We start from the raw sequence: 26,913 nt of genomic DNA, 5'->3' as shown, positions 1-26,913 counted from the left end.
GGGGGTGGTTGCCGGGGTTGTGTTTTTCGTGCGGGGTGGTCTCTTGTGTTTTGTGTTTGTTCGTTTTTTTTTATTTTTCTATCTTAACTCCCCCCCCACGACTCCTGACGACGCGAGGATGCAGATGAGCGACTTTCCCGAGCTGATCACCCACTACATCGGCGGCGAGCAGGTGCCCAGCGCCGGCGGGCAGACCTTCGGGGTGCTGGATCCCGCGACCAACACCGAGTACACCCGCGCCGCCGCCGGCCAGGCCGCCGACGTCGACCGCGCGGTCCGGGCCGCGGCCGCGGCGTTCCGCGACAGCGGCTGGGCCGACATGCGCAACCGCGCCCGCGCGGGAGTGCTCAACCGGATCGCCGACGGCATCGAGGCCCGTGGTGAGCAGATCGCGCGATGGGAATCCTTCGACACCGGCCTGCCGATCTCGCAGGTCAAGCAGCAGGCCAAGCGCGCGGCGGAGAACTTCCGGTTCTTCGCCGACCTGATCGTGGTGCAGACCGAGGAGGCCTACCGGGTCGCCGACGTCCAGCTCAACTACGTGGTGCGCAAGCCCAAGGGCGTGGCCGGGCTGATCACGCCGTGGAACACCCCGTTCATGCTGGAGAGCTGGAAGCTGGCGCCCGCGCTGGCGTCCGGCTGCACGGTGGTGCTCAAGCCGGCCGAGTGGTCGCCGCTGTCGGTGAGCCTGCTGCCGGAGATCTTCACCGAGGCGGGCGTACCCGCCGGGGTGTTCAACATCGTGCACGGCATCGGCGAGCAGGCCGGCGACGCGCTGGTCCGGCATCCGGACGTGCCGGTGCTGTCGTTCACCGGCGAGACGACGACCGGCCAGGTGATCATGCGCAACGCCGCAGACGGGCTCAAGGGCCTGTCGATGGAGCTCGGCGGCAAGTCGCCGAACATCATCTTCGCGGACGCCGACCTGGACGCGGCCCTGGACAGCGCGATCTTCGGGGTGTTCTCGCTCAACGGCGAGCGCTGCACGGCCGGTTCGCGGGTGCTGGTGCACCGCAGCATCTACGCCGACTTCGTGCGGCAGCTCGGGGAGCGCGCCGCGCGGTTCAAGGTCGGGCCGCCCGCCGACGAGTCCACCGAGCTGGGCGCCCTGATCCACCCGGAGCACTTCGACAAGGTGATCGGGCACGTGGCGAAGGCCGAGGCGGAGGGCGCGCGGCTGGTCACCGGCGGCAAGCGGCCGGATCACCTGCCGGACGGCAACTTCCTGGAGCCGACGGTGTTCGCCGACGTCACCCCGGAGCACACGCTGTTCCGGGAGGAGGTGTTCGGCCCGGTGGTGGCGGTGACGCCGTTCGACGACGAGGCCGAGGCGGTGCGGCTGGCCAACGACACGAAGTACGGCCTGGCGGCCTACGTGTGGACCAACGACCTCAAGCGCGGCCTGCGGGTGGCGAACCAGGTCGAGGCGGGCATGCTCTGGCTGAACTCGCACAACATCCGGGACCTGAGGACGCCGTTCGGCGGCATCAAGGCCAGCGGGGTGGGCCACGAGGGAGGCACCCGGAGCATCGACTTCTACACGGACCAGCGAATCGTCCACGCCTGGATCGCCGAAGGCGGCCTGCCCCGCTTCGGCGGCACCCAGTAACCGCGGCGGCTTCCGGGTGACGGAGGCCCGGTTTCCTGGAAGCCGCCGTCACGAGGTGGTGATCAGCGGCAGTGCCAGCCGCCCGGCCGCCACTCCCAGCTCCACCAGCCGGGGTGCCAGCGGTGGTTCCGGTGGTCCCACCAGCCGTCGTGTCAGACGTGGTGCCTGCGCCCGTTCTCCCACCAGCAATGGCGTTCCGGGTGGAGTTGCGACGCGGCCGTCGAGCTGTCGGCGGCGGGTGCGGCGTTGGCGGTCGTGCCGATGGCGAAACCCCCACCGGCCAGTGCCACCGATATGCCTAATGCCGCCATCGTCCTGGCGCACCTGTTGCGCATGGCCGACCTTCTTCCCGGGCCTTCCGCAACCGGACTCGTGGTCTTCGGCGGGGGTGGGGTCGCCTCCCGGCCAGGTTGCGGAGGCTCGATCGTCGTTGCGGTGTCCGAATCCCCATCCGCGGGTGAGCGGCCGGTAATCGGCTGCTGCCGCGTTCCGCCCCCAGAATCCCGCAGCTTCGGGTCGTCCCACAGCGTGCCGCCTGTTTTACCTGCTGGGCCAGAAACTTTCGGCTCGGAGTCGCGGTTTCCACCATTCGATGCCCGATGCCCGATGCCTGGGATCAGGAACCGAACAGCGACTCGCCCCAGTGGCCGCCCGGCTGGATTCCCGGCGGGCAGGCGAAGACCGCCGAACCGTTGTGCTGCAGGTACTCCATCATCGAGTCCTTTTTGGACAGAAGGCGTTGCACTGGGATGAACTGGGTGCGCGGGTCGCGGTTGAAGCACACGAAGAACAGCCCGGCGTCGAGCCGTCCCAGGCCGTCGGAACCGTCGGTGAAGTTGTAGCCGCGGCGCAACATCCGCACGCCGCCGTGCGTCGCGGGCGCGGCGAGCCGGATGTGCGAGTCCTCCGCGATCCGGAGTTCGCCGTCCGGGCCGCGGGCCTGCAGGTCCACCTGGTCGAACTCGTCGGCCGTGCCGTGCGGCGCGCCGCTGCCCTTGGTGCGGCCGACGATGGTCTCCTGCTCGCCCAGCGACGTCCGGTCCCAGGTCTCGATGTGCATCCGGACCCGCCGCGCCACCAAGTAGGTGCCGCCGGTCATCCACTGCGGGCCGTCGCCGGGCTGGGCCCACACGTGCCGGTCCAGCTCCGCGGTGTCCTCGGCCTTCAGGTTGTTGGTGCCGTCCTTGAAGCCGAACAGGTTGCGCGGCGTGCTCTGGGAGCGCGACGTCGTGGCGGTCCGGCCGAACCCGAGCTGCGACCAGCGCACCGCGACCTTGCCGAACGCGATGCGCGCGAGGTTGCGCACGGCGTGCACCGCCACCTGCGGATCGTTGGCGCAGGCCTGCACGCACAGGTCGCCGCCGCTGCGCGCCGGGTCGAGGGCGTCGGCGGGGAAGTGCGGCAGGTCGACCAGCGCCGCGGGGCGCCGGTCGGCGAGGCCGAAGCGCCCGTCGAACAGCGACGGCCCGAAGCCGATGGTCAGCGTCAGCGCGGACGCCGGCAGGCCGAGCGCCTCCCCGGTGTCGCCGGGCGGCTCCTCGGCGTGCCCGCCGACCGCGCCGTCCGCGACCGCCTCCTGTCCGGCGGTCATCCGCTCCGCGGCCCGGGTCCAGTCGCGCAGCAGCGCGACCAGCTCGGCGCGGTCGGTCGTGGTCACGTCGAAGGCGACGAAGTGCATGCGGTCCTGGGCCGGCGTGACGATGCCCGCCTGGTGCGGACCGTGGAACGGCTCCGTTGCCGCCTCGTCGCCGCTGCGGGCCGCGAGGTATCCCGCCCCGGCGCCCGCGCCAGCGACGGCGACACCCGCTCCGGCCAGCCCGAACAGCCGGCGTCGGGAGACTCCGGTCATCGCGCCACCACGCCGGCGGTCTTGCTCAGCGGCTCGCCGAGCGCGTCCACCGCCGCCGCCAGCTCCTTGACCTGCTCCGGGCTCAGCTCCGTGTAGAGCCGGAACCCGTCGCCGGCCTGGTAGCGCGCCAGCAGCGCGTCCACCGCGGCGAACTTCTCGTCCAGGGTGGCCACCAGCTGCGGGTCCTTCTCGGTCAGCACCGGCCGCAGCGCGGCGACCACCTGCTTCGCACCGTCCACATTGGCCCGGAAGTCCCACAGGTCGGTGTGCGAGAAGATCTCCTCCTCGCCGGTGACCTTGCCGGTGGCGACCTCGTCGAGCAGTTCCTTGGCGCCGTTCGCGATGCCCGCCGGGGTGAGCTCGACGGTGCGGGTCTGCGCCACGAGCTGGTCGACGTCGGCGAGCAGCTGGTCGGCGATCGCCGGGGTGTCCGGCTGCAGGCCGGTGACCCAGAGATCCTTCTCCAGCCGGTGGAAGCCGGTGAACGCCTGGCCGGGCTCCAGGTCGGCCTCCCGGCCGTCCATCTTCGGGTCCAGGTCGCCGAAGCTCTCCGCGACCGGTTCGATGCGCTCCCACGGCAGCCGGGCCGGCGCGTACAGCTGCTTGGCCTGCGCCACGTCACCGGCCTTGACCGCCGCGACGAACTGGGCGGTCTGGGCATTGAGCTCGTCGGCCTGCCCGTCCACGTACTGCTTGTACTCGGTGACGGCCTGCGCGGCGGCACCGCCCTGCGCCGCCGCGGAACCGGTCACGGTGAACTCGCCGCGGATGCCGTCGCCCTTCATGCCGGGCTTGCACGCGGTCGTGTACTTGCCGCCCTGCGGCACCTCGGCGACGAGCTGGCGGTTCAGGCCGGGGCCGATGTTCTCGACCTCGCTGACGATCCGGCCGCCCTCGCCGTAGAGGTAGAACTCGGTGACCTGGCTGCCCTTGTTGGTGATGTCGAAGCGGATCGTGCCGGCCTGGGCGGACGTCGCGGACAGCTTGCAGGCGTCGTCCGAGGCCTCGACGGTGATCGTGCCGGGCGCGCCGCCGCCGGGCTGGCCGGCGCATCCGGCCGCGAGCAGTACCGCGCCGAGCGCGGGCACCAGGGTGCGGGCTTTGAGGTTCACTTGGCATCTCCGGTGCGGGTTTCGGCGGGCCGGTGGGGGCGGAGGAACAGCGGGAGGACGATCGCGACGTAGCCGGCCCAGACGACGGCCTGGAACACGGTGGTCTGCGGGGAGAAGTTGAAGATCCCCTTCAGCAGCGCGCCGTACCAGGACGTCGGCGGGATGTGGTCGCTGACGTCGAAGGCGAGGGTGTTCAGGCCGGGCAGGATCCCGGCCTCCTGCAGGTCGTGCACGCCGTAGGCGAAGACCCCGGCGGCGACGAAGACCAGCAGCACGCCGGTGACGGTGAAGAACTTCGACAGGTTGACCTTGATCGCCCCGGCGTAGAGCAGCCAGCCGAGCATGATCGCGATCGCGATGCCGATCAGGAATCCGACCAGCGGCAGCACGGTGCCGCCGCCTGCGGACTGCACGCTGGAGAAGAAGAACACCGCGGTCTCCATGCCCTCCCGCGCGACCGAGAGGAACGCCACGGTGGCCACGGCGACCGGGCCGAGCCGCAGCGCCTCGTCGAGCTGGCCGCGCAGCTGGGCGGCCAGGGTTCGGCCGGCGCGGCGCATCCAGAAGATCATGCCGGTGACGAAGGCGACCGCGATGATCGAGGCGATCCCGCCGAAGGCCTCCTGCGCCTCGAAGCTGAGCGTCGCCGCGGTGTAGGTGAGCACCGCTCCGAGGGCTATCGAGAGCGCGACCGCCACGGCGACCCCGAGCCAGACGTGCGGCAGCGCGCGGCGGCGCTCGGTGCGGACGAGGAATGCGACCAGAATGCTGACCACGAGAACGGCCTCCAGCCCTTCCCGCAGTCCGATCAACGCATTACTGAATAGCATTCATATCTTCCTTTTCCGGCGACCGACGAGGCATGAAGAACATAGGTAAGGCTCACCTTTGTGTCAAACGGATGTGAATGCTACGACATCCGGTTGACCTGGCTCGATGCGATCGTTTTCGGCAGGTTTGGGCCGCTTTTCCGATACATGTCCGAAATGTTCGAATGAGCTTCCGCTCGTGCGGAATGGGGAGATTCGGCCCTGGAGATCATTTGGTTGACCGCCGGAATCGAGCACTGTCCGCTGTGGACTGATCTCTTGTCGCGGCGGAATGGTTCGCGAATTCGTCGATCACGTGTGCCGCGCGCGTCGGGTGCGCGGAATGTGGCGCGTGGGGAGCGCTGGGTCACGTTTCGCCCCACGAAACCTGGAGTATCGGTTAAGGTGGCAGCGGCATCGGTGGGCTGAGCGCCCGCCGACGAACGACCTGGCGGTGCCGGGTGGGTCGCCGGAGCATCCCCGCTCCTCGGCCCGTCGCCCCGGCGTACGACCGCAGAGCTAGCCGTGCCGGTCCAAGGCGCCACCTCAGGCCGCGCGGCTGTCCCGGGTGGTCAAAAGGGAGGGACGGCGCGAGCCGTCTCGGCCGCCCGCGTGGAAGAGCCCGCTGACCGGGAGGTCAGCGGGTTTTTTCGCTTCTCGGGCTCAGTTCCGCGGCCGGCCGCAGCGGACCTCAGGAGGCCGGCGGAGGCTCGGGCGCACTGCGCGGCTGAGTCGGGCCAGCGTCTGGGAGCAGCGGGCGGGCCAGGAGCCGGCGTCCGGGATCTGCACCGGGCGAACCCGGCTGTTGTGCAGCGCCGCGAACCGCCAGCCCTCCGGGGTGCGCACCGCCACCAGGGTCTGGCGCGAAACGCGCCGCCGGGGCAGCTTGTTCCGCCACGGGGTGAGCACCGATCCAGTGGCGTGCACGACGGCGACCTCCGGGCTCAGGTGGCGGATCGCCTCCACCTCGCCGATCAGTCCGGATCCGGCGAGCACGCCGCGGAAGAGCCGGTCGTGCGCCGCGACCATCGGCTCCCGGCCGATCGCTCGGGTGCCGTCGTAGGAGACGTAGTCCGAGTCGGCGGTGAAGCACGCCCCGTAGCCCGCGGCGTCCCCGTCCGTCCACATCTGACACATCCGGTCGAAAAGGGCGGTCAGTTCGGCGTTCGAGTTCATTCCGGTTCCTCCGATGCCTCTTCGGTGGTGCGGGAGCGCAGCGCCGCCCGGCCGCCGGCGTGCAGGATCTCGGCGCGCAGCGCCGCCGCGCCGGTCTCGGAGAAGTCGATGGCGCGCTGCAGGAAGGTGGCGATCGCCGCCAGCTCGTCGCGGTCGAAGCCGTCCAGCAGCGATTCGGCCTGCCCCTTGCGCTCGGCGAAGAACTCGCGCACTGCCGGCAACTGCTCCGGTTCGGGTACCAGCCGTTGCTTGCGCCGGTCGGCCGGATCGGGCTCGCGGCGCACGAACCCGGCGCTCACCAGCCTGCCGACCACGCCGGTGATCGCCCCGGTGGTCAGCCCGGTGATGGTGGCCAGTTGGCTGCCGGTCATCGGGCCCCGCTGCACGAGCAGGTCCAGGCACTTGTGGTCCGACGGGCCCAGCCCGAGGCGCTCCGCGATGGCGTGGTGGTAGAGCACGGTCGACGTGCTGAACCGGCGCACCAGCTCATCACTGATCGAGGCCGCGAGGTCATCCCTGCTGGTCATGTCGACTCCTCTAAAATTCGCTTAGAATCTAAGCGAGTATCTGAGCGAAATCAAGGCCGTGCGACTGGCGGCTCGGCGGGGGAGGGCGCACGGTACCGATATGTCCACTGTCAAGGCACAGCAGTCAGGCGTGTTCTTCCGGCGCCCAGCCCCGGAAGCCGACCCGTACGTGCGCGAGGGCGGCCACATCAACGCCGGCCAGACCATCGCGGTGATCGAAGCGGTGAAGACCTACAACCCCGTGAAGTCGGTAGCCGGCGGCACCGTGACCCGGTTCCTGCTCGCCGACGGCACCGAAGTCGCCCAGGGGCAGGAAATCGCCGAAGTCGCCGACGAAAACACCTGACTCGGGTGATCTTGAATTCCGCGCAACCCCTATCATGGCCGCGCAGTGGTAGGAGGCGGGGAGGGCCGTGCGCGGGGTCGACTATTACGAGCTGCTGGGCGTGAACCGCGACGCGACGGCAGCCGAGATCAAGTCCGCCTACCGGTCGCTGGCACGCAGCATGCACCCCGATGTCGGCGGCACCGCGGGAACCTTCCGGTTGCTGCAGGAGGCCTACGAAACGCTCAACGATCCGGTGCGGCGCGCCGACTACGACCGCGTCGACGAACCCGTTCCCCGGCCCCGGGCGTCGCAACGGCGCCGGCGGCGGGATTTCGGCGACGATCCGGCCTACGTGCCGAAGACGCCGCGGCTGCGCCTGGACGACATCCCGTGGTGGGACGCCGTCGACCCGGGCACCCGGGTCCGCTACCTGCCGGTCACCGGCCCGGAGCGGGCGCCGACGCTGGCGCTGGTCGGCGGCTGGTCGCTGTTGCTGCTGGCCGGGCTCGCCGTCGAGCTGCCCGCGATGCTGCTGGCCGCCTGGCTGTCGCTGCTGGTGGCCTCCGGCGTGGTGATCGTGCTGCTGCTGCGGCGGCACATCCGGGCGCACCGGATCGACCGGTCGTTCGTCTCCGAGTTCGGCGGCCGCCGGATCTTCGGCCTGCCCGACGCGCAGCACGAGCGCGCCCAGCAGCTGACCGCCGAGCTCTGCGCGAAGTACCTGACCCGGCTGCCCGGCGTGCGGGTGTTCCACGGACTTGCCTGGCCGGACTCGGTTTTCGAGGACGTGCACCACGCGGTGCTCTGCGGGCGGCGGCTGGTGCTCGTGGAGTCCAAGAGCTGGCTGCCCGGCCACTACACCGCCGACGAAGAGGGCGCGTTGTGGCGCAACGGTCACCTCTTCCGCGGCGGCGCGACCCGGCTGCCGGAAGGCGTCGACGCCTTCGAGGAGCTGCTGCCCGACGTCGAGGTGCGCGGCGTGGTCCTGATCTACCCGAGCCGCGCCGGTGACGTCACGACCGTCGAGCAGGACGGCGATCCGGTGTCTCCGATGACCCCGGCGCAGTTCGTGCGCGACATCGGGCGGTGGCTCGCGCAGGACGCGGCGACCGTGGACCGCGAGGCGTTCACGACCGTGCTGGACCAGGTCGTCGCCGACTGATCCGGCGCGACCCCCTTGCCGCCTTGATCGTTCGAACGGGCCGTGCTGCCGAGACGTCGTCCCCCGCAGATGATGGCCGTATGCAGGCGAGGAGGGGCGCTGGCGGCGGGACCGTGCTGGGAACTCTGGCAGTCGGGCAGTTCCTGATGACGCTGGACACCTCGGTGATGAACGTGTCCATCGCGACGGTCGCCGAGGACGTCGGTACGACGGTGAGCGGCATTCAGACCGCCATCACGCTCTACGCCCTGGTGATGGCGATGTTCATGATCACCGGCGGCAAGATCGGTACGCTGATCGGCAGACGCCGCGCGTTCACCGTCGGCTGCGTGATCTACGGCTGCGGCTCCCTGACCACCTCGCTCGCCCCCGGCTTGGGAGTGCTGATCCTCGGGTGGTCGTTGCTGGAAGGGTTGGGCGCCGCGCTCATCATGCCGGCGATCGTCGCGCTCGTGGCCGCGAACTTCCCGCAGGCCCAGCGGCCGCGGGCGTACGGGCTCGTGGCGTCCGCCGGCGCGATAGCCGTCGCCGTGGGGCCTCTCATCGGTGGCCTCGTGACCACGTACTTCTCGTGGCGGTGGGTCTTCGCCGGTGAGGTCGTGATCGTGATCGCGATCGTCCTCCTCGCGCGCCGCGTGGCGGACGCACCGCCGCACCGCCGCCCGGAACTCGATCTCGCCGGCACCGCGCTGTCCGCCGCGGGTCTCGGGCTGGTTGTCTACGCGGTGCTGCGTTCGAGCAGCTGGGGATGGGTGGAGCCCAAGCCGGGCACACCGGCCCTGCTGGGTGTCTCCGCCACCATCTGGCTGATCTTGGCCGGTGGGCTCGTGCTCCGGGTGTTCCTCGCCTGGGAGCGCAGGCGCATGGCACACGGCCTCGAGCCGCTCGTCGACCCCGCGATGCTGCGCAATCGGCAGCTTCGCGGGGGGCTGACGATCTTCTTCTTCCAGTTCCTCCTGCAGGCCGGATTGTTCTTCATCGTGCCGCTGTTCCTGTCCGTTTCGCTCGGACTCACCGCCCTGCAGACCGGCGTGCGGCTGCTGCCGCTGTCGATCACCCTGCTCATCGCCGCGGTCGGCATCCCGAAGGCGTGGCCGGACGCATCACCGCGTCGCGTGGTGCAGTGGGGTCTGGTCGCCCTCTTCGGCGGGCTGGTGGCGTTGCTGGCGGCACTCGAGCTCGGCGCAGGTCCAGAAATCACGACCGTGCCAATGCTGTTGGCCGGGCTCGGCATCGGCTCGCTGGCCTCGCAGTTGGGGAGCGTGACCGTTTCCGCGGTCCCGGACGAACGGACCGGCGAGGTCGGTGGCCTCCAGAACACCTCCACGAACCTCGGCGTGTCGGTCGGCACCGCGCTGGCCGGTTCGGTGCTCATCGCCGCCTTGACCACGTCGTTCCTGCAGGGCATCAGCCAGGACCCGCGCGTGCCACCCCAGGTGACCTCCCACGCCGAGGTCGAGCTCGTCAGCGGCGCTCCCTTCCTGTCCGACGCAGACCTGGAACAGGCCCTTGCCGCGACCGGACTACCGCCCGGCACCGTTTCCGCGATCGTGCAGGAGAACGCCGCCGCGCGGGTGCAGGCCCTGCGCGCGGCCGACGCGGTGCTCGCACTCATCGCTGGGATCTCGCTCTTCTTCACGCGCCGCATCCCGAACGAACAACCGGCGCGCTCCTGAGCCGCGTCCCGCACCGGGATCCGGATCAGGTCGGGACTTCCGGCCCGGCACCGATGAGTTCTCGGTCGGCCCCTTGTCTAGAGGAGTAGTGAACACTTCCATCCGGTGCGGAAAGGTGTGTCAGCCATGACCATCAGCTCGAATGCGGCGGTTTCCCAGCGGCGGGGCGTGCACGTGGCGCTCTGGGCGCTCCAGATCCTCCTGGCGGCGTTCTTCGTGTTCGCCTCGGCCCCGAAGCTCCTCGGCGATCCGATGGCGGTCCAGATGTTCGACCTGATCGGGCTCGGGCAGTGGTTCCGGTACCTGACCGGCGGCCTCGAACTGCTGGGCGCCATCGGCCTGCTCGTGCCCCGGCTGACCGGGCTGGCGGCGCTCGGCCTCGCCGCCGTCATGGTCGGCGCCACCATCACCCAGGTGTTCGTGTTCCAGGCGCCGGCCCTCGCGGTCATGCCGTTCGCCCTGATGCTGCTGTTCCTGGTGATCGCCTGGGGACGCCGCCGGACGATCCCGTTCGCGGCTCACCGGGCGTCGTAGCCGCGCCCCGGTTTCAGGATGCCGCGCTGGTAGGCCGCCGCGACCGCGGAGGCGCGGTCCGGCACCTCCAACTTGGCGTAGATGTGCAGGAGGTGCGTCTTGACCGTGGACTCGCTGATGTGCAGCTCGGCCGCGGCCTCCCGGTTGGTCGTGCCCCGCGCGATGAGCGCGAGAACCTCGCGTTCCCGGGCGCTCAGCGGGGTTTCGGTCAACGGGCGCGGCGGACGGACGCGGTCGAGCAGCCGGGCGGCGACGGCGGGAGAGAGCACGGTTTCGTCCCGGACGGCGGCGCGCACCGCGCGGAACAGCTCCTCCCGCGGCGCGTCCTTGAGCAGGTAGCTGACGCGCCGGCCTCGATCGCGGGCAGCACGTCGGAATCAGGCCCGCTCCCGGGCGGCGACCGGCCCTGCGCCGGTATCACTCAACGACATGCGTTCCAGCGGACCGCCCGGCATCGACGGATCGACCAGCCCCGGGCATCCACCGCGCGGTCGGCCGCATCGACCGATCGGTGGATGCGAACCCGCCATCACTACTGGTGATCGAACGGCTACGGGGCCGTTCCGGAACGGCTGCCCGCCTCGGTGTCCGATTTCACGGGAAGCGAGAATCCCCGCGGTTGAGTTCTCCGCCGCGGGCCTCGCGGCGGCACCGGGAAGGGGCGGGTTCAGGTGCAGGTCTTGTGGGGGATCGGCGGCATGCTGGTGGTGCTGCTGCTCGCGTTGGCGTTGTCGACCGACCGGCGCGCGATCAATCCCCGCACCGTGATCGGTGCGCTGCTGATTCAGATCGCCTTCGCGGTGATCGTGCTGCGTTGGGATCTGGGCAAGCAGGCGCTCAGCGCCGCCGCCGACGCGGTCGGAAAGGTGATCGGTGCCTCGACCGAGGGCATCGAGTTCATGGTCGGGCCGATCCTGCCGTCGCAGGGCACCGTCGTCGCCTTCCAGGTGCTGCCGATCATCATCTTCATCTCGGCGCTGACCGCGGTGCTCTACCACCTGCACGTCCTGCAATGGGTGGTGCGGATCATCGGCGGTGGCCTGCAGAAGGTGCTCGGCACCACCCGGCCGGAGTCGCTGAACTCGACCGCGAACATCTTCCTCGGCCTGACCGAGGCGCCGCTGACGATCCGGCCGTACCTGAAGACCATGAGCCGCTCGGAGTTCTTCGCGGTGATGGTCGGCGGACTGGCCACCGTGGCGGGCACCGTGATGGTCGGCTACGCGCTGCTCGGCGCGAAGCTGGAGAACCTGATCGCGGCGAGCTTCATGGCGGCGCCCGCGGGCCTGCTGATGGCGAAGATCGTCATGCCGGCGGCGAAGGAGAAGCCCGCCGCGGCCACCGGTTCGACCGAGGCCGGTTCGACCGAGGCCGGTTCGGCTGGGGACGGTTCGACCGGTTCGGCTGAGGAGGAAGGCCCGGCGGAGGCGGCCGTCGCGACGAAGACCGCCGTGGAGGTCGAGGCGGAGGAGGAGAAGCCGCGCAACGTCATCGATGCCGCAGCCAGTGGTGCCGCCGACGGTCTCAAGCTGGCGATGAACGTCGGCGCGATGCTCTTCGCGTTCGTCTCGCTGATCGCGCTGGTCAACCTGATCGTGGGCGGCGTCGGCGGCCTGTTCGGGCTGCCCGAGCTCACGCTCCAGCAGATCCTCGGCTACGTGTTCTCGCCGCTGATGTGGGTGATCGGCGTGCCGTGGCACGAGGCGATCGCCGCAGGCGGGTTCGTCGGCGAGAAGCTGGTGATCAACGAGTTCGTCGCGTTCGCCGACTTCGGCCCGCAGATCGGGCAGTTCAGCGAGAAGAGCGCCACCATCATCACCTTCGCGCTGACCGGATTCGCCAACTTCGGCTCGCTGGCGATCCTGCTCGGCGGCCTGGGCAGCCTGGTTCCCAGCCGCCGCGGCTGGATCGCGAAGGACGGCGTCCGGGCGATCATGGCGGCCACCCTGGCCAACCTGCTCAGCGCCACCATCGCGGGCATCCTCGTCTGACACCGACCCCGATCCGGCGCTTTCGCGGCCCCGTTCGGGGCCTTGGCAGGCGGTGCCGGTCCTCGGTACCTTGTCGATCTTCGCCGGGTGGTTCGCCCGGCGGCGCGGTGTGACCGTGTGCGATCAGCCCGGCCGAGCGCGACGATGGGCCGGTCGGGGTCGGCCGGATGAAGGAGTACCAGCGTGACGAATCCGCACCAGAACGTCAGTTTCGCCAGCAACGGGCGCACCGCGCACGGCTACCTGGCGACGCCGTCCGGTTCGGGCCCTGGCGTGGTGGTGATCCAGGAGTGGTGGGGTCTCACGGACCACGTCGCCGACATCGCGAACCGGCTGGCGGCAGAGGGATTCGTCGCGCTCGCCCCGGATCTCTACGGCGGGCACACCACGCACGACGCCGGGGAAGCCGCGCGGCTGATGCAGCAGTTGCCCGTCGACCAGGCGGCGCGGGACCTCTCCGGCGCGGTCGACTACCTGCTGGCGCACGACGCGGTGACCAGTTCCGCGGTCGGGGCCGTCGGGTTCTGCATGGGCGGCAAGTTCGCGATCGTGCTCGCCGCGCAGCAGGGCGACCGGGTCGGCGCGGTGGTGCCGTTCTACGGCATGCCGTCGGTGTCGGACACGGACTTCTCGGGTCTGACGGCGCCGATGCTGTGCCACTTCGGCGAATACGACCGCACGATCAGCATGGACGCGGTCGGCGAGCTGCGCGACAAGATCCAGCAGCAGTCCGCCGTCCGCCCGCAGGTCCACGTCTACCCGGCGGGGCACGCGTTCTTCAACGACCAGAACCCGGCGGCGTTCCACGAAGATTCGGCCCGAACGGCCTGGCCCCGAACCCTCGACTTCCTCCGCCGCCACCTCACCTGACGGGCTCACACGGACGTGGTGAAGCGAACGGCCTGTTCACCTCGTCTATCGAGGCGAACGGGCCGTTCACCTCGAACCGGCAGCTCCGTCAACGCCCGCCGGCTCTGAACATCGGGACCGGGTCCTTGCGCGCTCACGCGTCATCGGCGGTCGAGCCGTCTGTGTTCAGGCCGTGCCGCAGCAGGCGCCGGGCGTCGGGGAAGGCCGCTTGCTGCGCCAGCCCCACCAGCAGTTGGGAGCAATGACGATCGCCTCGCGCAGCACGGTCCCGGAGTTCGGCGAGCTTGCCGCGGTCGGCGAGCAGGCGGGCGAGCTTCTGCGCGGTCACGTCCCCTGAAATGGTGGTGCTGCGGAGGAGCTTCATCGCTTCGCGATCGTCGCCGCGGTCGAGCAGCAGTCGGATCAGCTCATAGCGGGCGGTGCCGTTGCCCGTATCGGCAAGCCGACGCAGCAGGTCGAGGTTGCCGTTGCGGGCGAAGTGTTCGGGCAGCCAGTTCCGCGCCCACCGCTCACCTTCACTCAGCAGTTCCCGAATTTCCTGCCACCGCCCCAGACCCGCCAGCTGGTCCGCGAGCAGAGCTTTGAGCGTGGATGCGTCGACCCCCGCGGGGCGGGGGTCGGCGGAGAGCAACCGCTGCACGTGGGCGATCGCGGATTCGGCACCGCGCCTCTCGGCGATAGCGGCAACGAGTTTCCGGAGCACCTCGTCGTCCAGGAATATGTGGGGCGTGGTGCTCAGCTCGATGGCCTGGTCGAGGAGATCTCGCTCGACCAGGAGGCGCACGAGTCGGCTCGCCCCGTGCGGCGGCACGTGGAATAGGACCGGATCTTCCATCAGTTCAAGGGCTTCTGCCGTCCGGCCCCGCGCGAGTTCCAGCTCCGCCAGCAGCCACTCCGCTTCGAAGGAGCCTGCCGCGACGAGCCGGCGCAACTGGTCGGCCTTCCCCGCCTTCGCGAACTGCCTGGCGAGCCAGCCCCTGGTCCATCCTCTGTCGGCATGATCGCGAGCCAGCTGCAGGGCCTGCTCCCAACGACCGTCGGACGCGAGCGCATCCGCCAGCTGCTCGGCCAGGGGATTGCCGTTCGCGGGGCGACGGCCGGTGGGCAAGATCCCGCTCGGCGTGACATTTCCGCCGGACAGGGCGGTGCCTGCGTCATTCTCGCGGCTCCCGTGAGCGAGCTGCTGTTCGAGGACCTCGATCGCGTCGCTGGTCCGGCCGAGATCGATGAGCACGCGGGCCAGCCACTGGGTAGCCCAGCCGGAAGCCAACCGCGCAGCGATGAGCCTCTGGAGGAAGGATGCGGTGTCTTCGTTGCGTCCTTGCCCGAGCATCGTTTCGACCGTCTCGTGGTGCCGGTTCGGTCGGATCAGCCTGTCGTCCTGCTGGGGATCTCGACCGACCTCGGGCATGAGCGCGACGGCTTCGTCGACACGGCCGTGCTCCGCCAGGAGATCGACGATCCGCTCCCGCGCTGAGGGAGGCGCGCTGCTCCAGTACCGGCGGTAGAGCGGTTGGCCGTAGCGGTACAGCAGGCGCTCGTACGCGCTCGTCGTGAGGCGTTCCAGGTCCTCCGGCTCCGCGGTGTGGGCCAGCAGGGCCTGCCAGAGCGAGTCAGGGACCAGCGCCGCCCGGCGCGCGATCTGACCGTGCTGGTTCAGGTAGTCGTGGAGTTCGTAGCCGTCGGCCGGGCCGGTGCCCGGTTGGTGGCGTCTAGGGATGAGCGCCGTGATTCCGTGCAAGGATTCGTCGGCGGCGCAACGGATTCCGCGCTCGAACCAGTCCTCGGGCGGGTCGATGCGATCTTGCTCGTCGAGGTAGCCGGGAGCGGCATCGGAGAGGAGGGCTCGGGACAGCAGATCGCGGTGGCCGAGGCGACGGGCGTCGATCACGGCCGTGACGATGGCCGCCGCGTAGCGGTCTCCCGCCGTGTCCGGGTGTTCGTGGCGGTCGACCAGCGCTGGGCCGCCCGCGAGGGTTTGGATGACCTGCCGGTCCTTGCCCGTCGAACTGATCGCCAGGGAGAGCCTGGGGTCGACCGGACCGGTGCTGCGCAGGGCTTCCAGATCTTCGTTGCTGAACCGGTCCGCCACTCGAACTCGCCGCACCGAGTGCAGCAGCAGGGACCGGGCGTGCGGATGTTCGCCGGTGTCCACCAGGTCGGACCAGTACTGCGGCCACAGCGTCCCCAGGACGACGATGGGGCCGGGGATCGACCCGTCCAGCAGGATCAGCAGCCATGCCGCGGCTTCTTCACCGTTCGGGCCGGTCAAGAAGTTCTGCGTTTCGTTGAGCCACAGCACGGATCGGGGGTTGACCTGTCCGCTGCGCAGCCGGTCGACCAGTTCGTCGGCGGTGCGCGGGTTGTGCAGTTCCCAGTTCCGGAGCGCCTCGTGGTTGGCGATCGCTTCGTAGAGCGCGCGGGTCTTCCCGGTGGAGGATCCGCCGGTCAGCACCACCATCTGGTTGCGGCGGGGTTCGCGGATGTCGGCGTCGAGTTCGTCGTCGTGGTTGCGGCGCAGGTAGCTCGGAAGTTCGGGCAACACCTCGCCGGCCCGCGACCGCGACGCTTCGATGGCGCGGTGGACGTCCAGGTCGAACGGGCTCCACTCGGTGACCGGTCTCGGCGGTCGGCTGGTCCTCGCGGTGTGCGGCGCGTGGAAGTGCACCTCTCCGTTGACCGTTCCCGCTTGCAGGAGATGGGTGAACTCACCCGTGGCCTCGTTGCGTGCGATCTCGTCCGGCATGCGCCGATTATCGCCACCCGGGCGCGGTTGTTCAGGCCTCTCGCCGGAACAACCGCGCACCGCAGTACGTCACTGCTGGCCTGCGAAGCGGGCTGGTTGGAGGGTTGGCAGGTCGGACTTGCCGATCAGGCGTTGGGGGCGGAAGTCGGCCAGGGAGTCTGCTGGGTGGCCGGTGAGGAGTTCCTGGGCCGCCAGCTTGCCCAGGAGTGGGCCCAGGGTGATGCCGCTGTGGGTGGCCAGCGCGTAGATCTTGCCGCTCCCGTCGAGGAATCCGGCGACCGTCAGGCCGTCGGCGGGCATCGCGCGCTGGCCGACGCGCAGGGATTCGAGGCGGGCGCCACTGGTGCCGGCGAGGAGGCCGGTCAGGCGGGAGCACAGGTCCCGTGCGTGGTCGCCGTCCGCGGCCGGTGGGCCGGCCGGATCTGCGTGCGCGTCGAGGTCCAGACCCTGCACGATGAGGCGGCCGCCGCCGTCTGGGCGGACGTTGAGCTTCGGCGTGGTCAGGATCCGGTTCAACCGCGTCGGGAGCGGGTTGGTGTAGCCGAGCAGGCCGACCGTCGCCGAGCCCGCCGCGTCCGGGTCGGCCATCGGGATCCGGTGCCCCGCCGCCGCGGTCAGGGTCTCGGTCCAGCGGCCGGTCGCGAGCACCACCGCGTCGAAATCGGCAGTGCCGTCGGCCAGCTCGACGCGTGCCCGACCGTCCACTTCGGATAGACCGGTCACCGTTGCCGGGCAGCGCAGTTCGGCTCCGCGCTCCCGTGCCTCGCCCCACAGCCGGGCCACCAGCAGTGCCGGGAAGACGTGGCCCTCGGTGGGGTAGAACGCGATGTCCTGGACGCCGGAGGGCACCCGCAGGTCCGGAACCAGTTCGCCGGCCCGCCGCGGGGTGATCCAGTCCACCGGGTAGTCGCGGCCGGTGAGCTCGGCGACCGAGGCGGCCAGCCGCTCGGCCCCCGCCGCGTCCTCCGCCCACTCCAGGTTTCCGGTGCGCACCAGCCAGTTCGCGCCGGACTCCTTCGCCAGTTCGGCGTGCTCGGCCATCCCGGTGACGTTGAGGTCGTGGTACGAGCGCGGGTTCTTGCTGTGCGAGTTCGTCCAGGCGAACGACGTACCCGAGGTTCCGGCCAGCGGCGCGGTGCGCTCGAAGACGGTCACCTCGGCGCCGGCCGCGGCCAGCGAGCGGGCGGCGGCGGCACCCAGCACGCCAAGTCCGATCACGGCGATCTTCATGCTTCCCTCACTAGTTCGCTGCGGACGGTCGGAGTGCGTTTCTCGGAAGTTGCCGCGGCCAACAGCAGGAGCACCACAGTCGACGCCGCGATGCCGTACACCGCGTACGGCACGGTCGTGTCCAGCAGGTGCGCGGTACCGCAGCCGATGATGCCCGCGAGCATGCTGCCGATCGCCGCGACCGGCCTCAGCCGGCGGTGACGGTGCAGCAGGTAGCCGAGGAAGATCGGCGCGGCCAGCGCGGCTGCCGAGTAGGCGTAGGTGGCCACGAGCCACGACAGCGCCTTCGGGAACAGGACTGCCAGCGCCGCCGCCAGCGCCGCCACCGCGACGGTGACCAGCCTCGACAGCGCGACGGTCCGGCGTTCGCCTGTCGCCTGGCCCGCGATGTTCTGGTAGACGTCGCGGATGAGGTTGACCACCACGGACTGCAGCGCGGCGCCGCTCGTGGCCACGATCGTCGACACCAGGAACGCGCCGAAGAGCACGAGCATCCAGGACGGCAGCTGGGTGAGCAGCCACCCGGCGGCGTCCTCTTCGTCGGCCAGGTGCGGGTTCATCGAACGCACCGCGAGACCGATGCAGCCCGCGTAGATCCCGCTGACGAGCATGGTCAGTCCGGACAGCCCGAGACCGCGGCGCGCGTCGGAAATCCGCTTGGTGGCGAACACGCGCTGGTAGTAGAGCTGGTTGGTCAGCGTCCCGGGGACGATCGCCGCCACCCACAACCAGATCTGCTGCCATCCCACGGCCGTCACGCCCTCCAGACCCCACAAACGCTGCGGCACGGTCTCGGTGATGTGCGTCCAGCCACCGGCCAGGTGGATCCCGTAGAACGCCACGCCGACCGCCATCACGATCTTGAAGAGTCCGAACACGAAGTCGGCCCACGCCACCGAGGTCAACCCGCCGGGCAGCACGAAAACCAGTGACCCGATCATGATCACCAGGATGAGCACGGGTTTGGAGATCCCGGTCAGCAGCCCGAAGAGCTGCGCGAAGGCGACGAACTGGGTCGCCAGCCAGCCGAACGGCACCACGAGTGCTGCCAGCGCCGCGATCGCCGTGACCAGCCTGTGCTGCCCGAACAACCGCGTGATGACATCAGGCACCGTGGTGAACCGCTGCTGGCGCAACCACCGGGCGATGAGCATCAGCAAGAGGAAGCCGACCAGCACGCAGCCCTCGTAGACGAACACCGACCACCCCGACCGGTAGCCGATCCCGACGTGGGCGATGAGTACCCCGCCACCCGCGGCGGCGGCGAACTGCGTGATGACGACGACGAACAGCGGGAGCGATTCGTTGGCGGCGAGCCAGTCCTGCGACGTCTTTGCTCGACGTCCGAAGTAGACTGACATGGCCGCGCCGAAGCCGATGACCAGCAGGCTGGCGATGACGATTCCAGCTATCTGCCCGGTTGATCCTGTGGGCATGATTCGCCTCCAGTCCTCATGCGTTCGCGAAGCGGTCGGGGTCCAGCTGCGTGATGTCGTGCTCGGTGCCGCCCCGCAGCGCGAGGTCGGCGCCGATCTCGCCGAAGACCGGGGCGAGTTTGAAGCCGTGCCCGGAGAACCCGGTCATGACGGTGGCGTTGCGGTGCCCGGGCAGCGGGCCCAGCACGGCGTGCTCGTCGGGGGTGAAGCCCTCGGCGAACGTGCCGATGCGCACCGGGTGCGGCGTGACGCCCGGCAGCAGCCGAGCCGCCGCGGCCGAGGCGGCGCGGGCGAACTCCGGGTCGGCGCTGCGCGGCAGGTCGTCCGGATCGTCCAAGGTCGGCCAGCCGAGGTGGTGCGGCACGATCTTGATGGCCACCCCGTCGAGCAGCGGGAAGCAGGAGAAACCGGCCTCGCGGTGGCGGCGGACCGCGATCGGCAGCCGATCCGGCCGGTGCGCGGCGGTGTCGCGGGCGGCGAACCAGCAGGCGGTGATCAACCGGATCTCGATCGGCAGCGCGCGCAGCGGTTCCAGCCGCCGCACCCACGGTCCGGGGGCGAACACGACGTGGTCGACGTCGAAATGCTCGTCACCGCTGCTGATTCGCCAACCCCGCGCGGTTTCGGCGACTTCGGTGATGCGGTGGTAGGGAAGGAGCTTCGCGCCGGCTCCTGCGGCGGTGCGCAGCGCGGCCTGCACCGCGGGTTCGGGGCGCAGGACACCGGCGGCCGGGTCGAGCACCATGACCTCGTCGTCGTCGATCCGGTGCTGGGGGAAGCGCTTGCGGGCGAGTTCGGCGTCCAGCACCTCGTGGTCGAGGCCGTGCTCCTCGGCGCACCGCCGCACCGCCCGGACGTCGGGGTGGTCGGCGGGACCGATGGTCAGGCCGCCGCACATCGTCAGCAGCTCGGCGGTCGCGTCGCGCTCCAGTTCACGCCAGAGCCGTCCGGCCTGCTGGAGCAGCGGGACGTAGCTCCCGCCTTCTTTGTACGCGGTGCGGAAGATGCGTGATTCTCCGGCGGACGCACCGCGGTCGTGGCCGGGGGAATAGGTGTCGAAGGCGAGCACGTCGGCTCCGCGCCGGGCGAGCTGCCAGGTGGTCATGGCGCCGATCACGCCGGTTCCGATCACTGCGACGCGAGGTTGGGTCATGGTCGCTCCTGTCGTGCCGGAGAAGGGAGGAATCGCGGTTCGAGGCGATGATGCTGCTGGAAACGCGCAGGTTCGAGCGGTCAGTCGCGTGCAGCGCTGACCACGGAGCGGTGGAGCGGGTTCAGGAGTCCGTTGTGGACAGAACGGTCTGCTCGATGAAGAACTCGACGAGGTCCGGGCGGATGATGTGCCACATCGCCTCGGCGAGCTTGCCGTCGGTGAGCCAGGTCAGCCGGCGCAGGCGGATCACGGCCTGGCCCGGTGTCATGTGCAGCCGGTCCGCGGTGGCTTCGTCCAGCAGGACCGGGTCGATGTAAACGCGGGACTTCGCCGCTGGAACGCCGTTGCGCGCGAAGTAGTCGTGCACGGTCAGGTGCGCCAGGTCCTCGTCGAGCATTCGTGGTGCCAACGCGAACGGGACCGCGGCGAGTTCGACGGCGATCGGGTTGTCGTCGACGTCGAACTTCAACCGCCGCAGCTGGTTCACCGGTGTGTCGTCGTCGATGCCGGGCAGCTCGACGTCGGCGTCGCGCGCCGGGATCACCGCCGCGGACTCCACTGCGTGCCGCCCGTGGATCTCCGGGCCTTGCAACGTCGGGTTGACCAGGCGCAGCAGGTTCTCCTGCCGCGCGCCTTCGGCGACGAAGGTGCCCCGTCGCCGGTGGCGCTCCGCGAGCCCGGCCTGCGCCAGCTCGGTCAGCACTCGCTGCGCCGTCGCGCGACCGACCGAGTACTGCTGCTGGAGCTCGGCTTCGGTGGGAAGCCGGGTGCCGGGCGGCAGCGCGCCAGAGCGGATCCGCTGCTCCAGTTCGGTGCGGATGCGCAGGTACGCCGGGGTTGCCACGAGGTGGAATCTAGCTGGCCGTTATTTGACCGGTCAATACCTCTTTTGGCCGGTCAAGTTCGGGCACATATGTACGGCCATTGTCTCGATCTGCCCTGGTTGCGGGCATTGACAACATTGGTCGGGCGGGGCAATGTTGGCGAGCAATTGGCCGTACAAATACTCGCCTGGAGGGTCGATGCTTCCGCTGGAAGGCGTGACCGTGGTGTCGCTGGAGCAGGCCGTCGCCGCCCCGTTCGCGACCCGGCAACTGGCCGACCTGGGCGCCCGGGTGATCAAGGTCGAGCGTCCGACGGGCGACTTCGCCCGCGGCTACGACACCTCGGTGAAAGGCCTGTCCAGCCACTTCGTCTGGATCAACCGGAATAAGGAGAGCATCGCGCTCGACCTGAAGGAGCTGGCCGACCGGCAGGTCATGGACAAGCTCCTGGCGCGCGCGGACGTGTTCGTGCAGAACCTCGCGCCGGGCGCGGCGGCGCGGCTCGGACTCGGCGCGGCGGAGCTGACGGCGAAGCACCCGCGGCTGATCGTCTGCGACCTTTCCGGCTACGGCAGCTCCGGGCCGTACCGTGACAAGAAGGCCTACGACCTGCTGATCCAGTGCGAGACGGGACTCGTCTCCATCACCGGCAGCGAAGCCGAACCGGCCAAGACGGGTATCTCCACGGCGGACATCGCCGGCGGCATGTACGCCTACAGCGGCGTGCTCACGGCGCTGTACGAGCGCGAGCGCACCGGGAAGGGAACGGCGTTCGAGGTCTCGCTGTTCGATGCGCTCGGCGAGTGGATGGGTTTTCCGTACTACTACGCGGCATACGGCGGCACCGCGCCGAAGCGCGCCGGCGCGCGGCACGCGGCCATCGCGCCCTACGGCCCGTTCGCGGCCGGTGACGGAGCGCAGGTGTTCCTCGGCGTGCAGAACGAGCGGGAGTGGGTGAAGTTCTGTGAGCAGGTGCTCGGCCGGCCGGAACTGGCCACCGATCCGCGGTTCGACGCCAACCCCAAGCGCGTCGAGAACGTCGCGGAGCTGAAGGTGGCCATCGAGGCGGTGTTCGCGAAGCTGAGCAGCTCCGACATCGAGGCCCGCCTGGAGGAGGTCGGCATCGCCAGCGCGCGGATGCGCACGATGGCGGAGTTCGCCGAGCATCCGCAACTGGCCGCCCGCGACCGGTGGCGCGAGGTCGACTCGCCCGCCGGACCGCTGCGCACCCTGCTGCCGCCGGTGACCGTCGCGGGCCGTGAACCGCGGATGGACCCGATTCCCGAGATCGGCCAGCACACCAACGCGATCCTCGTCGAACTCGCCGACTTCGACGACGCACCCCGCGACTGACCCGCCGGAAAAGGCGGTTGCCTACTTCGCCGCGTTCGGCGGCTCGTTCATCGTGGCGCACAGCTGGGCGAGGAAGGCCTCGAACTGTTCGAGCTGCTCCGGTGGGTACTGGGCGACCAGGGCGTTGAAGCGCTCGCTGAAGGGGCCGAAGAACTCGCGCGCGGGTTTCTCGATGCGTGAGCTGCTGCGCAGGGTCACCTTGCGCCGGTCGGCGTGCTCGCGGGTGCGGACGATGTGCCCGAGCTTTTCCAGGCGGTTCAACAGGTTCGTGGTCGCGCCCGTCGTCAGCGCGAGGCGCTCGCTGAGGCGGGTCGGCGACAGCGGGGTTCCCTTGTCTTCGGCGTAGAGGATTTCCGCCAGGGCGGCGGCGTCGGTCGAGTGCAGCCCGAGCCACGCCGCGAAGCGGCCGGTGAGCTCGGTGTAGTTCGCGCCGAAACTCCGGAGGCCGTCCAGGAGGCGTGCGCTCCGTGCCGCGGTGTCGCTGGGTTGCCGTGCCTCGTTCATCGGTCGTTCGCTCTCCTGCGTCGCTGCCGTGCCTGGCGTGTTGACAATCCAACCCTATCAACTTTAGCTTCATCGTGAAGTAATTCTTTTGTGAAGCTAGTTGGGTTCGCGGCCGCTCCAGGCGCCGACGGCGAATCCTCCGCAGGCCCGAATCCCCAGATCTCATGGAGAGTCCGATGCGCAATGCGCCGCACCCCGATGGCGTCGACCCGTTCGCCCCAGCCGTCCGCGCCCTCGCCGAGCCGGATCCCACGCGTGCCGCGCTGCGCTCGGCCGGCCCGATCGTCCAGGTGAACGCGCCCGCCGGAGGGCGAGCGTGGATAGTGACCGACGAGGCCCTGGCGCGAGCCGTCCTCGTCGACCCGCGAATAGTCAAGGACCCCGCATCAGCGCCCCTGGACTGGGACGGGCAGCGCGCCGGGCTCGAACGGACCGCCGCCGAACAGCCGTCCCTCACCACCCTCGACGGACCGGAGCACGCGGAGCTGCGGCGCGCGCACGCCCCGATCTTCGCGGCGAAGCGGATTCACCGGCACTCCGACCGGATTCATGCGATCGCCCGGGAACTCCTCGCCGAGCTCGCCGCCGGCGGCGCGGACGTCGACCTGGTAGCGGACTTCACCACCCGCTACCCGCTCACCGTCCTGCTGGACCTGCTCGGCGTTCCCCTCGACCACCTCGACCGGGCCACCGATGCCTGCCGGCTGATGTTCAGCGCCGAGCCGGGCGCGCAGGGGAGGGCGATCGCCGAACTCGCGGGGCTCGCCGAGGACGGAATCCGCGACGACAGCAGGGGATTCGCCGCCGAGCTGCGCGACCGGGTTTCCCCGGAGACCACCCGGGATCAGCTGCAGTACCACCTGTTCGGACTGATCTTCGCCGGGCAGCTCACCACCGACGCCGCCCTCGGTTTCCTGATCGCGCGCCTGCTCGAGGGCGGCGCGCACCGGATCCCGTCGGAAGAGGAGGCAGTCGACGATCTGGTCCGCGACACGCTGCGGCTGCACCCGCCCGCGCCCTTCACGCTCTGGCGGTTCACCACCGAGGAAGTCGAGCTCGCCGGAGTGCGGCTGCCCGCCCGAGCGCCCGTGCTCGTGGACATCCTGGGGATCAACACCGATCCGGCCCGCTCATCCGGCCAAGACCTGTCCTTCGGTGCCGGGCCGCACTTCTGCATCGGCGCGCAGCTCGCCCAGCTCGAACTGCGCGCCGTGGCCACGGTGCTGCGGACCGACTTCCCCGACGCCCGACTCGCGGTCCCGTTCGGCGAGCTCCGGCAGACCGGCATCGGCGGCCTCCAGAGCAGCCGGCTTACCGGGCTCCCGGTCGCGCTGCGCGGCTGAGCGGCCTGCGAAAGGGCGCCGTCTCCCGCAGGAGACGGCGCCCTTGTCGGAGAGTGGCGTCAGATGTGGCGGCCGCCGGTGATCTCCAGGACGCAGCCCGTCATGTACGACGACATGTCGGAGGCCAGGAACAGCACCACGTTGGCGACCTCTTCCGGCTCGCCCGCGCGCTGCATCGGGATCTCCTTGAGCTTGGCGTTCCACACGTCCTCGCGCAGCGCTGCCGTCATGTCGGTGCGGATCAGGCCCGGCTGCACCGCGTTGACCCGCACGCCCAAGTGCGCGACCTCTTTGGCGGCGGCCTTGGTCAACCCGACGATGCCCGCCTTGGCCGCGCTGTAGTTCGTCTGCCCGATCATGCCGACCTTGCCGGAGATCGAGGAGATGTTCACGATCGAGCCGCTGCCCTGCTCGCGCATGACCGCGGCGGCGGCGCGGGTGCCCAGCCAGGCGCCCTTGACGTGCACGTCGAGCACCGATTCGAAGTCGGCCAGCGTCATCTTGCGCATGGTGGCGTCGCGGGTGATGCCCGCGTTGTTCACCATGACGTCCAGCGAACCGAATTCGCCGGTGGCCGCCTCGATCGCGGCCTGCACGGCGTCGGGGTCGGTGACGTCGCAGGCCACGCCGAGCGCGGTGCCCTTGCCGCCGAGCTTGTCCGCCGACTCCTGGGCGTGCTCGGCGTTGATGTCGGCGAGCACCACCTTCGCGCCCTGGGCGACGAAGTTCTCCGCGATGGCGAACCCGATGCCCTTGGCGCCCCCGGTAATGACGGCGACCTTGTCCTGCAACATCTGCACATCCTCCTGGCAGGCTGTCCTGTGCTGGCCGAAGCGGGTCCGGGCGTCCCCCCGACACGCCCGGACGCGCCTTGCGCCAGCGCAGTTTCGGTTGAAACCGCTGGATTTTCCAGACCGTCTACTGTGGTCGATCGATTACAGTGCGCGTTCGGTGCCGAAGATCGCGGTGACCTGGCTGGAGAGCACGCCGCCGTTGCCGTGCGCGAGCGCGACGTCGGCGCCCTCGATCTGCCGTGCGCCGCATTCGCCGCGCAGCTGCCGCACCGCCTCGATGATGGTGAAGATCCCGTACATGCCGGGATGGCAGTACGAGAGTCCGCCGCCGTTGGTGTTCACCGGCAGCTTCCCGCCCGGCGCGATCCGGCCCTCGGCGACGAACGCGCCGCCCTCACCTTTCTCGCAGAACCCGAGGTCCTCCAGGAACAGGACCGGGTTGATGGTGAACGCGTCGTAGAGCTCGACCACATCGACGTCCTGCGGGGTCAGCCCGGCCATCTCGAAGGCCCGGCCACCGGATTCGGCGGCCGCGGTGACCGTCAGGTCCGGCATCGCCGAGATGCTGCGGTGCGAGGTCGCCTCGCCGGCGCCGAGCAGGAACGCGGGCTTGCCGGGCAGCTGCCCGGCGCGTTCCGCGCTGGTCAGCACCACCGCGCCGCCGCCGTCGGTGACCAGGCAGCAGTCCAGCTTGGTCAGCGGGTCGCTGATCATCCGCGCGGCCAGCACGTCCTCGCGGGTCAGCGGCTCGCGGGCGAACGCCACCGGGTTCAGCTGCGCCCACTGCCGCGCCGCCACCGCCACATCCGCCAACTGCTCACGAGTGGTGCCGTACTGGTGCATGTGCCGCGCCGTCGCCATCGCATACATGCTGATCGGATGCCGCGCGCCGTAAGGCGCCTCGAACGGGTTCGGCTTCGACGGCGACACCAACCGGCCACCATCGGAACGCTGGGTGCTGCCATAAACGATCAGCGCCGTCGAAATCACACCGGCGTTGATCGCCGCCGCCGCGTGCAGCAGGTGGGAGACGAACGAACTGCCACCGATGGTCGACCCGTCGACGTACTTCGGCCGGATACCGAGGTATTCGGCCGTGTCCATGCCCGACATCGGGTAGTAGGACGACGCGGTGAACAGCCCGTCCACTTCGGACTTCTGGATGCCCGCGTCGGCCAGCGCCCGCACCGTCGCCTGCCCGACCAGGTCCAGCGGGGTCAGACCCGGGGCAACCTGGCCGAGATCCGATTCGGCGACGCCGACGACCGCCGTGGTGCCACGCAACGTCATGACTGCTCCCTGTCTTGCGGGACACCCGCACCCGGTCGGCCGCCACGCGCGGTAGCGGACTGTTGCACGTGTCGTCCTCCGGTCCGGAACACCGCGACCGGTGTCCCGTCCTGCTCGACCATGGCGAATCCGACGCGGGTGCCGATGACGACCTTGTCGGCGTCGACGTCTTCGACGCGCGACATCATCCGGAAGCCCTCGTCGAGGTCGATCAGCGAGACGTTGTGCATCCCCTCGCGGCCGCGCACCGCGGTCGTCGAGTAGACGGTCCCGAGGCCGCTGCTGCGCTGCCAGCCCAGGTCGTCGCTGCCGCACGCCGGGCACAGCACGCGCGGCTGGAACACCGCCGCCGCGCACTTGCCGCAGCGCTGGTACCGCAGCTCGCCGGCGGCCAGGCCGTCGCGGAACACCGCCTCGGGCGCCGCCCCGGCCGGGGGCGTCACTTCACTCATTTCTCCATACCTTCCTTGGGGTCTGAGCGGGTCCGGGGCCGTGAGTCTTTTGGGTTGCCATAGCAGCCCAAAAAAAACACAGCGGCGATCGGCACCGCACACACCAACGGCATCGGCAGCAACCCCCAGCCGGACCCCCCGACCG

24 protein-coding genes and 1 pseudogene are annotated in these 26,913 nt (G+C 70.0%); 9 read left to right on the top strand and 16 right to left on the bottom strand.

Translation table 11 applies throughout. From position 1 onward, the window contains the following. Positions 1-124 precede the first annotated feature (124 nt). Entirely contained in the window at positions 125-1,609 is a 1,485-nt protein-coding gene (gene hpaE, locus AB0I53_RS27840; RefSeq protein ID WP_358608988.1) for a 5-carboxymethyl-2-hydroxymuconate semialdehyde dehydrogenase, read from the top strand. 152 nt (positions 1,610-1,761) lie between these two features. On the opposite strand, the gene AB0I53_RS27835 is transcribed toward hpaE, so the two are convergent. From AB0I53_RS27835 to AB0I53_RS27810, 6 genes are all read right to left on the bottom strand, one after another. Beyond that, positions 1,762-1,920, bottom strand: coding sequence for a hypothetical protein (locus AB0I53_RS27835; protein ID WP_358608985.1), 159 nt, complete (start codon positions 1,918-1,920; stop codon positions 1,762-1,764). Positions 1,921-2,225: 305 nt separating this feature from the next. Further along, a complete protein-coding gene (gene efeB / locus AB0I53_RS27830) occupies positions 2,226-3,458 on the bottom strand; it encodes an iron uptake transporter deferrochelatase/peroxidase subunit (RefSeq protein WP_358608983.1) in 1,233 nt (410 codons plus the stop codon). Next, on the bottom strand, positions 3,455-4,570 hold the full coding sequence (gene efeO / locus AB0I53_RS27825; protein WP_358608979.1) for an iron uptake system protein EfeO: 1,116 nt from the start codon (positions 4,568-4,570) through the stop codon (positions 3,455-3,457). Before efeO ends, efeB begins: the two co-directional genes overlap by 4 nt. After that, entirely contained in the window at positions 4,567-5,400 is an 834-nt protein-coding gene (efeU, locus tag AB0I53_RS27820; RefSeq protein WP_358608976.1) for an iron uptake transporter permease EfeU, read from the bottom strand. The genes efeO and efeU overlap by 4 nt, the downstream gene beginning before the upstream one ends. A 642-nt stretch (positions 5,401-6,042) precedes the next feature. Then, the gene (locus AB0I53_RS27815) at positions 6,043-6,555 is read right to left on the bottom strand and encodes an SgcJ/EcaC family oxidoreductase (protein ID WP_358608973.1); all 513 of its coding nucleotides are present in this window, start codon (positions 6,553-6,555) and stop codon (positions 6,043-6,045) included. Continuing rightward, complete coding sequence (locus tag AB0I53_RS27810) at positions 6,552-7,082, bottom strand: MarR family transcriptional regulator (RefSeq protein ID WP_358608970.1); 531 nt, start codon at positions 7,080-7,082, stop codon at positions 6,552-6,554. Before AB0I53_RS27810 ends, AB0I53_RS27815 begins: the two co-directional genes overlap by 4 nt. A gap of 100 nt (positions 7,083-7,182) precedes the next feature. Here AB0I53_RS27810 and AB0I53_RS27805 point away from each other — a divergent pair, with 100 nt between their 5' ends. From AB0I53_RS27805 to AB0I53_RS27790, 4 genes are all read left to right on the top strand, one after another. Further along, entirely contained in the window at positions 7,183-7,428 is a 246-nt protein-coding gene (locus AB0I53_RS27805) for a biotin/lipoyl-containing protein (RefSeq protein WP_358608967.1), read from the top strand. A 67-nt stretch (positions 7,429-7,495) separates the two neighbouring features. Then, a complete protein-coding gene (locus AB0I53_RS27800; protein ID WP_358608964.1) occupies positions 7,496-8,572 on the top strand; it encodes a DnaJ domain-containing protein in 1,077 nt (358 codons plus the stop codon). Between the two features lie 80 nt (positions 8,573-8,652). Next, positions 8,653-10,248 carry an MFS transporter gene (locus AB0I53_RS27795; RefSeq protein WP_358608961.1) on the top strand — a complete coding sequence of 532 codons (1,596 nt, stop codon included), beginning with the start codon at positions 8,653-8,655 and terminating at the stop codon, positions 10,246-10,248. 126 nt (positions 10,249-10,374) lie between these two features. Next, positions 10,375-10,782, top strand: a complete 408-nt coding sequence (locus AB0I53_RS27790) for a DoxX family protein (protein ID WP_358608959.1) — start codon at positions 10,375-10,377, stop codon at positions 10,780-10,782. Here AB0I53_RS27790 and AB0I53_RS27785 read toward each other — a convergent pair. Further along, positions 10,767-11,161: pseudogene (locus tag AB0I53_RS27785) on the bottom strand (response regulator transcription factor); the annotation flags it as partial. The gene AB0I53_RS27790 and the pseudogene AB0I53_RS27785 overlap by 16 nt on opposite strands. A 292-nt stretch (positions 11,162-11,453) precedes the next feature. Between AB0I53_RS27785 and AB0I53_RS27780 the strand changes: the two are divergent. Both AB0I53_RS27780 and AB0I53_RS27775 read left to right on the top strand, forming a co-directional pair. Next, a complete protein-coding gene (locus tag AB0I53_RS27780; RefSeq protein ID WP_358608956.1) occupies positions 11,454-12,773 on the top strand; it encodes a nucleoside transporter C-terminal domain-containing protein in 1,320 nt (439 codons plus the stop codon). Positions 12,774-12,956: 183 nt separating this feature from the next. After that, on the top strand, positions 12,957-13,643 hold the full coding sequence (locus AB0I53_RS27775; protein ID WP_358608953.1) for a dienelactone hydrolase family protein: 687 nt from the start codon (positions 12,957-12,959) through the stop codon (positions 13,641-13,643). 133 nt (positions 13,644-13,776) lie between these two features. Here the strand turns inward: AB0I53_RS27775 and AB0I53_RS27770 are convergent, their stop codons facing one another. From AB0I53_RS27770 to AB0I53_RS27750, 5 genes are all read right to left on the bottom strand, one after another. Continuing rightward, the gene (locus AB0I53_RS27770) at positions 13,777-16,389 is read right to left on the bottom strand and encodes a hypothetical protein (protein WP_358608950.1); all 2,613 of its coding nucleotides are present in this window, start codon (positions 16,387-16,389) and stop codon (positions 13,777-13,779) included. Between the two features lie 69 nt (positions 16,390-16,458). Next, positions 16,459-17,619: an FAD-binding oxidoreductase gene (locus AB0I53_RS27765; RefSeq protein WP_358608947.1), complete on the bottom strand. Its 1,161-nt coding sequence runs from the start codon at positions 17,617-17,619 to the stop codon at positions 16,459-16,461. Next, positions 17,616-19,055: a sodium:solute symporter family protein gene (locus AB0I53_RS27760; RefSeq protein ID WP_358608944.1), complete on the bottom strand. Its 1,440-nt coding sequence runs from the start codon at positions 19,053-19,055 to the stop codon at positions 17,616-17,618. Before AB0I53_RS27760 ends, AB0I53_RS27765 begins: the two co-directional genes overlap by 4 nt. Before the next feature lie 16 nt (positions 19,056-19,071). Then, positions 19,072-20,208 (bottom strand): N-methyl-L-tryptophan oxidase, encoded by a 1,137-nt coding sequence (solA, locus tag AB0I53_RS27755; RefSeq protein ID WP_358608941.1) that lies wholly within the window; start codon positions 20,206-20,208, stop codon positions 19,072-19,074. Positions 20,209-20,329: 121 nt separating this feature from the next. Continuing rightward, complete coding sequence (locus tag AB0I53_RS27750) at positions 20,330-21,052, bottom strand: GntR family transcriptional regulator (protein ID WP_358608938.1); 723 nt, start codon at positions 21,050-21,052, stop codon at positions 20,330-20,332. Between the two features lie 178 nt (positions 21,053-21,230). Here AB0I53_RS27750 and AB0I53_RS27745 point away from each other — a divergent pair, with 178 nt between their 5' ends. Continuing rightward, complete coding sequence (locus AB0I53_RS27745) at positions 21,231-22,385, top strand: CaiB/BaiF CoA-transferase family protein (protein ID WP_358608936.1); 1,155 nt, start codon at positions 21,231-21,233, stop codon at positions 22,383-22,385. Positions 22,386-22,406: 21 nt separating this feature from the next. On the opposite strand, the gene AB0I53_RS27740 is transcribed toward AB0I53_RS27745, so the two are convergent. Then, positions 22,407-22,889 (bottom strand): MarR family transcriptional regulator, encoded by a 483-nt coding sequence (locus tag AB0I53_RS27740; RefSeq protein WP_358608934.1) that lies wholly within the window; start codon positions 22,887-22,889, stop codon positions 22,407-22,409. A gap of 176 nt (positions 22,890-23,065) precedes the next feature. On the opposite strand from AB0I53_RS27740, the gene AB0I53_RS27735 reads away from it, so the two are divergent. Further along, positions 23,066-24,232, top strand: a complete 1,167-nt coding sequence (locus tag AB0I53_RS27735) for a cytochrome P450 (RefSeq protein ID WP_358608931.1) — start codon at positions 23,066-23,068, stop codon at positions 24,230-24,232. A 59-nt stretch (positions 24,233-24,291) separates the two neighbouring features. Here the strand turns inward: AB0I53_RS27735 and fabG are convergent, their stop codons facing one another. The 3 genes from fabG to AB0I53_RS27720 form a co-directional block, all read right to left on the bottom strand. Continuing rightward, the gene (gene fabG / locus AB0I53_RS27730; RefSeq protein ID WP_358608928.1) at positions 24,292-25,026 is read right to left on the bottom strand and encodes a 3-oxoacyl-ACP reductase FabG; all 735 of its coding nucleotides are present in this window, start codon (positions 25,024-25,026) and stop codon (positions 24,292-24,294) included. A 141-nt stretch (positions 25,027-25,167) separates the two neighbouring features. Further along, positions 25,168-26,316 (bottom strand): thiolase, encoded by a 1,149-nt coding sequence (locus AB0I53_RS27725; RefSeq protein WP_358608925.1) that lies wholly within the window; start codon positions 26,314-26,316, stop codon positions 25,168-25,170. Beyond that, complete coding sequence (locus tag AB0I53_RS27720; protein WP_358608922.1) at positions 26,313-26,768, bottom strand: zinc ribbon domain-containing protein; 456 nt, start codon at positions 26,766-26,768, stop codon at positions 26,313-26,315. The genes AB0I53_RS27725 and AB0I53_RS27720 overlap by 4 nt, the downstream gene beginning before the upstream one ends. Positions 26,769-26,913 lie beyond the last annotated feature (145 nt).

The organism is Saccharopolyspora sp. NPDC050389 (assembly GCF_040655595.1).
Classification (GTDB): Bacteria; Actinomycetota; Actinomycetes; order Mycobacteriales; family Pseudonocardiaceae; genus Saccharopolyspora.
Note: the sequence above shows the minus strand (reverse complement) of the source record. Positions and strands in the feature narration are given on the sequence as shown.

Coding starts and splice junctions, on each gene's coding strand:
- hpaE (WP_358608988.1), top strand. CDS start 125: ATGAGCGACTTTCCCGAGCTGATCACCCACTACATCGGCGGCGAGCAG.
- AB0I53_RS27835 (WP_358608985.1), bottom strand. CDS start 1,920: ATGGCGGCATTAGGCATATCGGTGGCACTGGCCGGTGGGGGTTTCGCC.
- efeB (WP_358608983.1), bottom strand. CDS start 3,458: ATGACCGGAGTCTCCCGACGCCGGCTGTTCGGGCTGGCCGGAGCGGGT.
- efeU (WP_358608976.1), bottom strand. CDS start 5,400: ATGCTATTCAGTAATGCGTTGATCGGACTGCGGGAAGGGCTGGAGGCC.
- AB0I53_RS27815 (WP_358608973.1), bottom strand. CDS start 6,555: ATGAACTCGAACGCCGAACTGACCGCCCTTTTCGACCGGATGTGTCAG.
- AB0I53_RS27810 (WP_358608970.1), bottom strand. CDS start 7,082: ATGACCAGCAGGGATGACCTCGCGGCCTCGATCAGTGATGAGCTGGTG.
- AB0I53_RS27805 (WP_358608967.1), top strand. CDS start 7,183: ATGTCCACTGTCAAGGCACAGCAGTCAGGCGTGTTCTTCCGGCGCCCA.
- AB0I53_RS27795 (WP_358608961.1), top strand. CDS start 8,653: ATGCAGGCGAGGAGGGGCGCTGGCGGCGGGACCGTGCTGGGAACTCTG.
- AB0I53_RS27790 (WP_358608959.1), top strand. CDS start 10,375: ATGACCATCAGCTCGAATGCGGCGGTTTCCCAGCGGCGGGGCGTGCAC.
- AB0I53_RS27770 (WP_358608950.1), bottom strand. CDS start 16,389: ATGCCGGACGAGATCGCACGCAACGAGGCCACGGGTGAGTTCACCCAT.
- AB0I53_RS27765 (WP_358608947.1), bottom strand. CDS start 17,619: ATGAAGATCGCCGTGATCGGACTTGGCGTGCTGGGTGCCGCCGCCGCC.
- AB0I53_RS27760 (WP_358608944.1), bottom strand. CDS start 19,055: ATGCCCACAGGATCAACCGGGCAGATAGCTGGAATCGTCATCGCCAGC.
- solA (WP_358608941.1), bottom strand. CDS start 20,208: ATGACCCAACCTCGCGTCGCAGTGATCGGAACCGGCGTGATCGGCGCC.
- AB0I53_RS27745 (WP_358608936.1), top strand. CDS start 21,231: ATGCTTCCGCTGGAAGGCGTGACCGTGGTGTCGCTGGAGCAGGCCGTC.
- AB0I53_RS27740 (WP_358608934.1), bottom strand. CDS start 22,889: ATGAACGAGGCACGGCAACCCAGCGACACCGCGGCACGGAGCGCACGC.
- AB0I53_RS27735 (WP_358608931.1), top strand. CDS start 23,066: ATGCGCAATGCGCCGCACCCCGATGGCGTCGACCCGTTCGCCCCAGCC.
- fabG (WP_358608928.1), bottom strand. CDS start 25,026: ATGTTGCAGGACAAGGTCGCCGTCATTACCGGGGGCGCCAAGGGCATC.
- AB0I53_RS27725 (WP_358608925.1), bottom strand. CDS start 26,316: ATGACGTTGCGTGGCACCACGGCGGTCGTCGGCGTCGCCGAATCGGAT.
- AB0I53_RS27720 (WP_358608922.1), bottom strand. CDS start 26,768: ATGAGTGAAGTGACGCCCCCGGCCGGGGCGGCGCCCGAGGCGGTGTTC.